6 protein-coding genes and 1 pseudogene are annotated in these 12,411 nt (G+C 65.7%); 1 reads left to right on the top strand and 6 read right to left on the bottom strand.

Annotated elements, in window-relative coordinates; all coding sequences use genetic code 11:
• The first annotated feature begins 825 nt into the window (after positions 1-825).
• Positions 826-2,156: pseudogene (locus ABZ293_RS22400) on the top strand (IS630 family transposase).
• On the opposite strand, the gene ABZ293_RS22395 reads toward ABZ293_RS22400, so the two are convergent.
• The 6 genes from ABZ293_RS22395 to eccCa form a co-directional block, all read right to left on the bottom strand.
• Positions 2,153-3,697 (bottom strand): hypothetical protein, encoded by a 1,545-nt coding sequence (locus ABZ293_RS22395; RefSeq protein ID WP_355183435.1) that lies wholly within the window; start codon positions 3,695-3,697, stop codon positions 2,153-2,155. The pseudogene ABZ293_RS22400 and the gene ABZ293_RS22395 sit on opposite strands and share 4 nt — an antisense overlap.
• Positions 3,698-3,755: 58 nt before the next feature.
• Complete coding sequence (locus ABZ293_RS22390; protein ID WP_355183433.1) at positions 3,756-4,094, bottom strand: hypothetical protein; 339 nt, start codon at positions 4,092-4,094, stop codon at positions 3,756-3,758.
• Positions 4,085-4,345, bottom strand: a complete 261-nt coding sequence (locus ABZ293_RS22385) for a hypothetical protein (RefSeq protein ID WP_355183431.1) — start codon at positions 4,343-4,345, stop codon at positions 4,085-4,087. Before ABZ293_RS22385 ends, ABZ293_RS22390 begins: the two co-directional genes overlap by 10 nt.
• 522 nt (positions 4,346-4,867) lie before the next feature.
• The gene (locus ABZ293_RS22380) at positions 4,868-7,681 is read right to left on the bottom strand and encodes an AAA family ATPase (protein WP_355183430.1); all 2,814 of its coding nucleotides are present in this window, start codon (positions 7,679-7,681) and stop codon (positions 4,868-4,870) included.
• A gap of 303 nt (positions 7,682-7,984) precedes the next feature.
• Positions 7,985-8,233, bottom strand: coding sequence for a hypothetical protein (locus ABZ293_RS22375; RefSeq protein WP_355183428.1), 249 nt, complete (start codon positions 8,231-8,233; stop codon positions 7,985-7,987).
• Positions 8,234-8,260: 27 nt separating this feature from the next.
• Positions 8,261-12,292 carry a type VII secretion protein EccCa gene (gene eccCa, locus ABZ293_RS22370; RefSeq protein WP_355183426.1) on the bottom strand — a complete coding sequence of 1,344 codons (4,032 nt, stop codon included), beginning with the start codon at positions 12,290-12,292 and terminating at the stop codon, positions 8,261-8,263.
• Between the last annotated feature and the right edge of the window lie 119 nt (positions 12,293-12,411).

The raw sequence follows: 12,411 nt of genomic DNA, 5'->3' as shown, positions 1-12,411 counted from the left end.
CTCGTTCGAAGCTTCCACTGCCACAATGGTGGAAGGTAGTCCACCTGAATCATCTCGTTGTCCCGGTTGCCGGAAACCAACGTGCCGCGGGCCGCTGGAAGCTTCGTCGACTTCACTCCATCCAGCAGCACCCTCGTCTTTCCGAACGCTCGTCATGAGGGTGCCGACCGACAAGTCCTCAAGGGGGACCGAGCACCGGATCACAAAGCGCACGGCTCGCACCGCCCGCGGCCCAGGGCGAAGATCACGTGCACGCCGATGTCGGTGACCATCATCGCCGCCTGCCCACCATGACGAGCGGGCCCAACTTGCCAAGCGGGCCGCCGGGCAGCGTCCGCGAATAGCTCCGTCGGCGCGTTCAACACCACCTCCCCGCCCGGGCGCGCGTGGGGGCGATCCTCGGCAACCGCGCAAAACCCTCTGTCGCCAACCCCGTTCCACCTCACCTAGAGCGCCCGTCCGCAGGTATCCCATCGTCGGCCACGCCTTCCCCCAAGTCGACATATCTCCCCACCGCTGAGAAGCAATCAGTAGTCGACGCCTTCGGTGAGCCGGCGGGGGAGGCGGCCGCGGAACGGGATCGCCGGCGCCGAGCCGATGGTGAGAGTCAACCCCGCAGGCGCCACGATCACGCCGATCCGATGCGGACGCAGTGCTCGAACAGTCCGAAAGGCGTCACCGGATGTTCCCAACCCCGGGAAACGCCTGAAGTACCTTCCCGGCTGCGGGAATATCACTGGGGGTATGTATTGCCACGAACTAATTTGAACAGTCGACTAGTGTGTCGGTCCTGAAATTCGACTTCTAATTATCGATGGTGTTGGGGTGGCGGGTTCCGGGCGTGACGATGTCGAGTTCGAGCTGACCGATGACGAACGGGAGCAGCTTGTCGCGTGGTCGCGGGCGGGGTCGGCGCGGGTGGCGGTGCGGGCGCGGATTGTGCTCGGGTGCGCTGAACCCGGCGTGGTGTATGAGCGGTTGGCCGCCGATGTCGGTGTGACCGCGATGACGGTGGGCAAGTGGCGCAAGCGGTTTCGCGAATCACGGCTGGATGGATTGAGCGACGGCGAGCGGGCGGGGCGGCCGAAAGCGGAGTTGGTGCTGACCGATGACGAGCGCGATCAGTTGACGCGCTGGTCGCGTCGGGCGAAGACCGCGCAGGCGTTGGCGTTGCGATCCAAGATCGTGCTCGCGTGCGCCGCGGGCGGTTCGAACAAGCAGGTGGCCGCCGATCTGCGGGTGATGGAGTCCACCGTGGCCCGGTGGCGGCGCCGGTTCGTCGAGCAACGTCTCGCGGGCCTGGTCGACGAGCCCCGTCCCGGGCGGCCGCCGTCGATCCTGCTCGACCAGGTCGAAGACGTGCTGATCACCACCCTGGAACTCTCGCCACCGAACGCCACGCACTGGACCAGGTCGTCGATGGCGAAGCGAACTGGCCTCTCGCGCACGACGATCGGACGGATCTGGAGCAAATTCGAGTTGAAACCACACCTGGTCGACGGATTCAAACTGTCCACCGATCCGCAATTCGTGGACAAGGTCGTCGACGTCGTCGGTCTCTACCACAACCCGCCGGAGCGGGCGGTCGTGCTGTGCGTGGACGAAAAATCCGGTATGCAGGCCCTCGACCGCTCCCAGCCGGTGCTACCGATGATGCCCGGCATGCCCGAACGCCGCAGCCACGACTATCAACGTCACGGTGTGAGTGACCTGTTCGCAGCGTTCAATATCGCTGATGGCACCGTGATCTCGAAACTCTACCCGCAGCACCGGGCAGCCGAGTTCAAGAATTCCTGGTCGCGATCGACAAAGCCGTGCCTGCCGAACTGGACGTGCACCTGGTCTGCGACAACCTGGCCACCCACAAAACCCCGGCCATCAACGCCTGGCTCGCCAAACACCCCCGCTTCCACATGCATTTCACCCCGACCGGCTCCTCCTGGATGAACCAGGTGGAGCACTGGTTCGGGTTCCTCACCGACCAACTCCTGCGCCGAGGCGTCCACAAAAGCGTTGCGGCACTGGAAAAAGACGTCAACAGCTGGATCGACAACTGGAACGCCGACCCAAAACCGTTCGTCTGGCGCAAAACCTCCGAGGAGATCCTCGACTCCCTCGCCAAATATATGGCGAAGATTTCAGGACCAGGACACTAGATCGCCCTGGCGAGACGGGCGCGGTATCTCTCGGCGAATTCGGCGGCGTAGTCCTGCGGTGGCTGCGATGAGGAAGATCGGTCGACGATGCCGTCGTCCGCGACGTAGAACAGCGCGCGGCCGAGCACGATCTCACCGGGGCGGGTAGGCGCCCACAGCATCCAGCCGACATCGATCCGCTCGGCGACAAGGTCGTCGAGCGGATAGTCCGAAGCGTCCAACCCCGCGTCTGTGAAGTATTGGCGCACAAGGTGTTTGGCATTGTCCGCAGTGATCGTGGCTATCTCGGGCGCAGTGAGGCCCGCGAGGCAAAACTGGTAATAGGCACCGTCGAGGTCGAATTCGGAGTCCTCAGCGAGCAGATCCACCAGATGCGCGCGGCCAACCTCTGCCCGTTCCGCCGCCGACAACAAGGCACCCGCTGCGGCACGGACACGTTGGTCAGCTTCGTCGCCGAATCTCGCGGCAACCAGATCGACCACCGTCTCCGCCGTCCAGATGCCGGGAATAGCTGACGCGAACTCGGTCGCAGACGGCGAATCGCCTCGGTACCAGCCGGTTCCGTCCCACCAATAGCAGAACGACAAAATGCCTTGCGATGCACGCGGATTGAGCACCTGGTTGGCAACCCAATACGGCGCACCGCGATACAACTCAGGCATCGAACCCACGCCGTTGTACGCCGCCTCCAACTCGGGCGCGTTCCACAAACCGCCCGACAACACCGCACGGCCACCCGGCACCAGAAACAACGTGCTGCCACTGCGCGCCGCCCCCTCGAACCACCCCAACGACGGGAGAATCCGCGGACCTCGCCGCGATCCAGTCGCCATGAACACCGCCGCCAACATCGCCCACCGCGCCCACAAGACACCCAGCGGCGGAAACTCGTTCTCGGTGAGCGTGGCCCGCGCACCAGCGACGCGGTCCAACTCCGCCTGAAACGCCGCCCGCTCGGCAGTCCGGGTCTGCCGACCGTCATCGGCGATGTAGGCGGCCAGCCACAGCGGCACCCGTTCGCGTGGAAACACCTGGAGGTCATTGAGATACGCCTGTTGCGACAACAGCTGCCCGTCCGGAAACGGCTCGTCGCCATAGTCGTAGTCGACCGTGATCTCACCATCCACACTAAGACCGACGATCATCCGCCACCACGGCTCCCCCTCGAATTCGGCCACCAACTCCCGCTGGGCCCGCACCGATATCACCAGCAACTCACTTGGCACAGCCTCAACAACAGTCCCATCGGCGACCATGTAGAACACTCGCTGGAACGTCTCCGTGAACGTCACGGAGAACACCGCGTCCAATCGCGTCCAACCCCGAGGTGCGGCCGCCGCGAGTTGCCTACCGATGTCGTAGGCCAATTCCTCGGCCTGCTGTTCAAGCGAACCCGCTGTCTCCCCCAGCTCATCCGGCGCCTCGGGCGCAGGTGAGTGTGGCGGCTCGGCTCTAGCTCCGTCTTTGGAGGCGCTGCCGGAGCCGAGGGTGAAACCGACATCCGGCTTGTCGTCCAGTTCGCTTTCGGGGGTGTCCTGCATCGTGGCTCCTGAATAGAACCATCCGCCGTCACAGTGACGGAAGGTAGCTGACCTGAATTCATCTCGTTCTCGTGCGCGAGACCAACGTGCCGCGTCCGGGCGGGAGCTTCGTCGACTTGCCCCCGCCCACCAACACGCCTTCGTCCTTTGATGGGCTCATCAGCAGAGCATCGACCGACAGTTCCGCGAGTGGACAGAGGACCGGGTCGTAGAGTGCCCGGCTCGCCCCACCCGCACAGCGGGCGATGATCACGTGCAGACCGATGTCGCTAGCCTGCGGGAGCAGATCGAGCAGCGGATTGTTCGACGCGACCATGTCGTTGTCGTCGACGACGATGCAGACCTCATGGTCGGTCCACCAGCTGCGCTCACACAGCTGCTGGGGTGTCACGAACATACCGACATCGACATCAGCATCATCGGGAACGTCAGCGACAACGGGTTACTCAACACGGATCGCCCGCCCGCGGTGATCATCATCGCCACCATGCCGACCATCGCGACGACCATGACCACCGGCATCAATTTGCCGAGCAGGCCACCAGGCAGCGAGCGCGTCGGCTCAGGCGGTGGATTGAGCACCACCTCCCCACCGGGCGGACGTGGCGGCACGATCCTCTGCAGCCGCCCGAAACCCTCTGTCGCCAAGCCTGTTCCACCTCACCGCTAGTGCCCATCGCAAGACCCACATTGTTGGTCGGTCAATTGCACACGTCGACAAATCTCCCCAGTGGCGAGAAGCCGAGAGGGTGTGGCGCGATTCAGTAGTCGACACCGTCGGTGAATCGGCGACCCGCGAAACGGGACCGCCAGAGCCGAGCCGACCGCGAGAGCAACTGCACAGACGATCGTTACGATCACCGCGATCCGACGCGGCCGAGGGTCGACCGGGGCCGCTGGGTGCGGGGCGCGGCCGCATGGGCGATGCTCGAACCGTCGACCGGCGCCTGGCCAGGGATCTGGGCTGTCAGTGCTGCGACAGGGTCGACGATTCCATACCCGAGCCGATCGTCGCGACCTGTACCAGGAGCGTGGGACGTGCGGGTGGCCCGCTCCATCACCTGTGCGGCAGTCAAAATGGAGACATCGTGGCCCCTCGGCGCGAGCGCGGTCGTACGCTGAGCTCACCGTCTCCAGCATCCTGGGCAAGCTCGACCTGCCGTCGCGCGGTCAGTTACGCGAATCAGCACTGAATGCGATGGCCACGAGGACACGGGAATTCAGCCCGAGCTTGGCGAGAATACTCGACACATGGGTTTCCACGGTGCGTCGAGACAGGAACATGGATTCGGCGATATCGGAGTTCGAACAGCCCTGTGCCACCAACTCGGCCACCTTCCGTTCGGTGACGGTCAGCGCCGCCATGCCATGCTTGGGCCGATTACGCCGGCCACCGCGACCGCGCCGAAGGCCCAGCCCCCGCAATCGCGTCTCGGCTCGGGCGATGTCCCATTCGCAGCCCAGATCCGCATACAACCCCAGCGCCCGGTCCAGCGTGCGGTTGGCCTCACTCCCCTGTCCGTCGTGGACAAGCTGCGCCGCAAGGCTTTCCAGGGCCTGAGCCGCATACCACGGCCGCCCGGCCGCCTGAAACGCTTCAAAGGCCGCGCCGAGCAGATCGGATCGGCCTGCTAGCAATCCTCGACACAACGCGGCCGTGGCACGCCGACTCGCGGTCGGCTGTCTGCGCGCGAGTTCCTCGGAGGCCACCGCCACCTGCTCGGCGATCAGCGGGTCGCGGCCCATCGCGGCCAGCCGGGCGAGGTCGGGATAGATGTAGTAAAGGGTTGCCGAACATAATGTGTCGGCATATTGATGGACGGCTTCGGCCAGGATCTGCAGGGCCTCGTCCGGTCTGCCTTGCCCCTCACTCGTCACGGCCCGCACCCAGGCGCCCAGATGGAGATACGTCCGGTTGCCGAAACGCCGATCGGATTCGTCGTGCACAGCGAGGTCGGGCACGGCCGAGCCGCGACGCAACGCGATGAGCGCACGCAGATTCTGCATCGGCGCGGCGTAACCGTAGCTGTCCGAGAAGTCCTGCAACGTCGCCATTTCGGCGATGGCGTCATCCCATTCGCCGGCCACGAATCGGGTGCGTGCCCGCGAAAACTGGTGTGCCGGTCTCATGTGCGACACCAGCTCGCGATCGCGGGCCGCCGCGGTGAATGTGCCGTCGGCTTCGTCGAGCCGATCCAGCTCGATCAGGATATTGCCGCGGATCAAGTGGACGTCGAATTGATCCGCCGCGCCGCCGCCCTGCCTCGCCGCTGCGGCCAGGACCCGATCGCTGAAGACGAGGGCGTCGTCCAGATAGCCCTTCGCATAACGCAATCCACTCAGCGCGGTGCAGCCCATGCCGGTCGCGATCAGGTCGTCGTACGAGTCTCCGACCGAGACGGCCAACTGCCCGAACTGCTCCACGTCGTCGTACCGTTCGCCGGACAGATACGTCAGCGCCAAGAACCCGTGGTACCGCCCCTTCGCCTCGGGCGTCATGCCCGGCCGAGCCAAGGTGGCCTCGGCTACCTCCGCCGTGGCGTCCATCCGTCCTTGGGCGAAACATGCCTGTGCCAACAGCCATCGCAACAGACCCAGATGTACGGCGGTGGGTTCATCGGCCTCCGCGCGATCCTGCGCCAACACTTGACGGGCAAAGGACTCGGCATCCACCAGGCGGCCGCTGCGCAACAGCGCCCGCACATAACCCAGTTCGAGTCGCTGCGATGTGGACGTGTCGATTCCGCCGGTATTCACCACGCGTTCCAGCAATCCGATCGCCGTCTCCGGCGCACGCACCAGCAGGGCGTCGACCGATTCAGCCAGCCAGACGATCCCTCGCGGTTCGATCGGGCCTGGTCCCGCCGACAGATACGCGGCGACCCGTTCGACCGGAGCTTCCATCGACATCAGGGTGATCGCCGCGCGCCGACGCAACGAGTCCTGGGACGAGACGGGCAGCCGATCGGCAATTGCCTGCTGGAACACATCGTGTCGGAAGGCGATGCGCTCATCATCCCGGATGAGGAGCCCCACCTCGATGGCCGCGGCTATCGCACTCCAGATCGTGATCACCGACTCGCCCAGGATCGAGGATAACTCCACCACCTCCACGCTGGCTCCCAGCGCCGCGGCCATCGACAACAGATGCCGGTCGCCCACCAGTAGCGAGTCCAGTCTGCGCCGAATCTCGTCGGTCACTGATTTCGGCAGCCGCGCCGCTGACATCTGTCTGCTCGGTTCCGCCACTCCGTCGACGACAGCGATCGCACCGTCCTCGAGCAATCCGGACATCAGCACCTCGACACACAACGGGTTGCCGTCAGCGCGGGCAACCGTTGCCATCAGCGATGGATCGGCGCGAGCACCCAGTGTCCGCTCCACCAATGTCGAGACGGCAGCCTCGCTCAAGGCGCCGAGGCGCACCGTGACCGCCCCTTTGGCCTCGAGCCGCGGCCAGAAAGCCGCCAACGGGTGACCGGCCGACCATTGCCGCGTGGCCACCATGACGAACAGCGGCAGATCGAACGCCATCTCGCCGAGTCGCTGCAGTGTCATCAGGCTCGCCGGATCCGCCCACTGCGCGTCGTCGAGGATCACAGCGACCGGTCCGGTGCTGCACCAGGTGTCGATCAGCGACAGTAGTGTCTCGACGACGGCATAGTCGTGACCGGATTGCGGCATCGCGGAGCCGATTTGGCCGAACAATATCGTTCTGGCCCGCTCCAGCATCGGCTCGGACGACGGCCGCTCCAATCCCAGACACGCACCGATCGCCGCGAACCCGACAGCCTGCTCCAATTCCCGTGCGCTGCCGTGGCATACCCGCATCCCTCGCTCAGCAAGGGCGCGGGAGATCACCGTGAGCATTGCCGTCTTGCCGATGCCCGGCTCGCCTTTGAGCATCACGATGCCGCCGCGGCCGGCGATGGCCGGTTCCGCCACCGACGAGATCCGCCCGAGCTCCTCATCTCGTCCGATCACCTGCGAAGAATCGAACCCGAACCCCGCCGCCGATCCCGAGCTGATCGGAAACCGACCTGCCCTGCCTCCAACCACCCGAACCTCCGGCTCGACGAAGCCCTTAACACAACCGACCATCGAGAAGTCTCGCATCACAATCCGTATCTCCGTGAGACCACGGATCATTCGACACTGGTTTCCTGGGCAGACTAGAGGTCGATCCGAGACGGCCAGGAGGCGACGAAGATGACTGCACCGACGACACCGGCGCGCCGGTCATGACGGTTGCAATCACCGGTACAGGCGCGGCCATACCGCCGCTCGTCAGGGCAGCATGGCCGAGGCCGCTGTGTGGGGGGCGCTCACCACCGCCGATGTCGAACCATTGAGATACGCCTGCCGCGACAGCCGCTGCCCCTCAGGGAACGGCTCGTCAGCATTCACCTCCGCATCGGCGGCACCATCACGACGATCGCCACGGCCGAGTATGACGCCGACGTCCGGCTGGTCGCCGCCGTCTTCGGTGCCCGATGCCAGACTCGGCACGCCGCCGTCTTCGGTGCTGTCCTGCATGGTCGCTCCTGTTCGAACCGGCCACCGTCACAACGGCGGAAGATAGCTCACCTGGATCATTTCGTTGTCCCGGCTTCGCGACACCAACGTGCCCCGGCCGGGCGGCAGCTTCGTCGACTTGACCCCACCCAGCAAGACGCCCTCGTCTTTCGGGGCGCTCATGAGCAGGGCGTCCACCGACAGATCCTTCAGCGGCCCCAACACCGGGTCGTACAACGCTCGGCCCGCGCCGCCCGCCCGCCGTGCGACGATCACATGTAGGCCGATGTCGCGGGCCTGTGGAAGCAGATCCAGCAGCGGCAGCAGCGGGTTGTTGGACGCAACCATGTCGTAGTCGTCGACGACGACATAGACTTCCGGGCCGGTCCACCAGCTGCGCTCGCGCAGTTGCTGCGGTGTGATGTCTGCTCCCGGAATGCGATTGGCCAAGTACCCGGCGACCTCCTTCAGCATCCCGAGAGAGGTCTGCGCGGAGGTCGAGTACCCGGCCAGGTGCTCGCCCTCGACGATGCCCAGCATGGTGCGCCGGTAGTCGATGAGCACGACCCGCGCCTGCTCGGGCGTGCTTCGCTCGACCACACCGGTGACGATGGTGCGCAGCAGTGTCGTCTTGCCCGATTCCACGTCGGCGAACACCATCAGGTGCGGCTGGGCATCGAAATCCAGGACCACCGGCTGTAGTTCGGACTCTCCCAAACCGATCGCCACTCGGGTGGGACCTAGATCCACGCCCGCCGCGGCCGCGGCGGCGATGATGTCTCCACGGGGAATCCGGGCGGGCAGCATCCGAACCTCAGGCGCACGCCTGCCGGGATACGCTGCGGCCAGCGCCTCCTTCGCGGCAGTCACGCCTTCGGACAACGTGCTCGCGTCGGTGTCGGAATCCAACCGCGGCAACGCCATCAGCATGTGCAGGCCTTGCGGCGTGATGCCGCGGCCGGGCCGCCCCACCGGGACATGCACCGCCGCCCGCCGGTTCATCTCGGAGTCGCCAGGGTCGCCGAGGCGCAGCTCCAGCCGGGTGCCGAGCTGGTCCTTGACCACCGGACGGATCTCCAGCCACCGCGACGCGGCCAGCATCAGATGGATGCCGTAGGAAAGGCCCTGCCCGGCAATGGCGTTCACACTCGACTCGAGTGGTTCGAATTCCTCGCGGAACGCAGCCCAGCCGTCCACCACCAGGAACACGTCACCGAACTGGTCTTCCGACAGCGGATGCGCGGCCCGCTCCACGGCGGGCAGCTGCGCGAGTTCGGCCTTGCGCTTGCGGAATTCCACCATGTTCTCGACGCCGAGCGCCAAGAACCGCTCCTCACGGCGACGCATCAGCGTCATCAGCTCCGCGATGGTGCGCCGGACGCGGTCACCCTCGAGCCTGCCCGCTGCCGAACCGACATGGGCGAGGCCGTTCAGCGCGGCCAGAGTCCCACCGCCGAAGTCGAGACAGTAGAACTGCACCTGCTCCGGTGTGTGCGTCACGGCGGCCGCCATGATGATCGTCCGCAGTGCGGTCGACTTGCCCGACTGCGGCCCGCCGACCACGGCGACGTTGCCGAGGCCACCCGAAAGATCGATGGTGAGCACGTCGCGTTTCTGCTCGTAGGGCTTGTCGACGATGCCGACCGGCATCCACAAGCGCCCATGCCGATTCGACTCCGCCATTGGGTCCCGGTTCGGCAGCATCTTGTCCACACTCGGCGAGACATCCAGCGGCGGAAGCCACACCTCGTGCGCAGACCTGCCGTGTCCGGTGAGCCGTTCCACGACCACCTGCAGCAGGGTTTGCTCCGGGCCGACCGGCGCCGGGCCGACCAAGGCGTCCAGATCCGGCAACTCCACCCGCACCGGAGCGGCGGGCACAGCATTCTCGACGGCCGCTACCTGCCGGGCGGTGAACCGCAGCGCCGACTGCCCGCCGATCGCCTTGCCACCGGCCTGGCGCGAACCACGCGGCGAGGCATACGGTCCCGAGACATAGGTGGTGTTGAACCGCAACGGGTCGGCCGCGTCGCTCTTGAGGAAGGCCGAACCGGGCACGCTCGGCAAGTGGTACGCATCGGAGATACCGAGCACTTGGCGCGACTCGGTGGCCGAGAAGGTTCGCAAGCCGATCCGGTACGACAGATGGGAGTCGAGGCCACGCAGCTTGTTCTCCTCCAGCCGCTGCGACGCCAGCAGCAGGTGCACCCGCAGTGACCTGCCCAGACGGCCGATCATCACGAACAGCTCCGCGAAATCAGGCTTCTGGGACAACAGCTCGGAGAACTCGTCGACGATGATGAACAGCGCGGGCAGCGGATCGAGCGCCGCTCCACCCGCGCGAGCGCGCTCGTACTCGGTGACATTGGCGAAATTGCCCGCCGAGCGGAGCAACTCCTGCCTGCGATTGAGTTCGCCCGCCAACGCGTCGCGCATTCGGTCCACCATCGACAGCTCTTGCTCGAGGTTGGTGATCACCGCCGCGACATGCGGCAGCGGGTCCAAGCCGAGGAATGTGGCACCGCCCTTGAAGTCGACCAGCACCAGGTTGAGCAGATCCGGCGAATGGGTCGTGACCAGTGAAAGCACCAGAGTGCGAAGGAATTCCGACTTGCCAGAGCCGGTCGCGCCGATGCACAGCCCGTGCGGACCCATGCCGTTCTCGGCGGCTTCCTTGATGTCGATTTCGACCGGCGTGCCATCGGGTGTCACGCCGATCGGAACGCGCAATCGCTCCCGCCCACTGCGCGGGCGCCATACGACGTCCGGATCGATCTGCGCCGCGTCGGGAATCTTCAGCAGGCTCATCAAACCCGGATCCGTGCGCGTCTCGTCGCCCAAGTTGACGATCTGCGTGACGGTAGCGATGCGGTATCTGGCGAGATGCCGTGCGAAAGCCGTCGCCTCGGCATGTGTGACGTTGTCGACGGTCGCGAATTTCTCCACCCCACCCGCCGATTTCGCCGACACCGTGCCATCGGACACCACCAATTGCAGACCGCGCCGCACGGCCAGGCCCGCTGGTGGCGCGGTGAGGTCCAGCACCGTCACCGAGTCCAGGCCCGCCTCGGCCACCGTCCGCTCAGAGCCGTCGACATAGCCGTCGTCGATCACCACGATCAGGTGGGTACGTCCCGGCGTCGGCGGGGCGTTGCGCATGAACCGGCCGCGCTCGAGCAGTTCGTCCGCCAGCGCCGCCTCGAGCTCCGACAGTGACGCGTACAGCATTCGGGCGCTGCCCATGCCGTCGCGGGCAGTCGGGTGCTGCGCTTGCGGAAGCCATTTGGCCCACGACCAGACCTTGCCGTCAGGATCGGCACACACGATCGCTATCAAGAGATTGTCGGGGCCGTGGAATGCGCACAGCGCCATGATCATCGTGCGCGCCGCCGCCCGTGTCCCCGAGCGTTCGCCTTCGAGGTTCACCGCCGGGAATGCGCGCAAGGAGATGGCCGTCGGCAGCCCGTGCACCACCGAATGCGTGCGCACGAAGCGGCGCAGCGCGACGGTCGAGACGGGTTCCAGATCTTCCAACGGGCCCGTTTCCGGGCGGGCCAATTTCGTTGCGATGCGATGACTTCCGACGCCGATGCGGGCGTGCCCGAAATCCGGGTCGGTCGGCCTGCGTTCCCACATCCGCCGCGTGCCCACCAGCGACAGCAGATCGTCGGGTGCGGGATGGCTCCATACCAGAGCCTCACGCTGTGTCGCGGCGGTCCCGCGGACATCATGGCGCAACTGTTCGAGGTAGCGGAAGTAGTCCTTGCGTTCCTCGTTCAGCTCCGCGGCCTTCTTTCCGCCGCCGCGGCCGCCACCGGCGAACATGCCGACCATCGACATCAGCATCATCATCGGGAACATCAACGAATACGGGTTGCTCAGCAGCGACCGCCCGCCAGTGGTGACCATCATCGCCACCATGCCGACCATCGCGACCACCATGACGACCGGCATCAGCTTGCCCAGTAGGCCGCCCGGCAGCGTGCGCGACAGTTCAGGCGGCGCGTTCAGCACCAGTTCCCCACCGGGCGAGCGTGGTGGCGCGATCCTCGGCAGCCGCACGAATCCCTCTGTCGCCAAGCCCGTTCCACCTCACCTCGAGCGCCCTACCCGCGGGCCATATCGTTGCCTGCCCCTCCTCCGAGGTCGACGTATCTCCCCAACCCTGAGAAATCCGAGATACCCGCGAGTTCGTCGAA

Source organism: Nocardia sp. NPDC005998 (genome assembly GCF_040614395.1).
Taxonomy (GTDB): Bacteria; Actinomycetota; Actinomycetes; order Mycobacteriales; family Mycobacteriaceae; genus Nocardia.
Note: the sequence above shows the minus strand (reverse complement) of the source record. Positions and strands in the feature narration are given on the sequence as shown.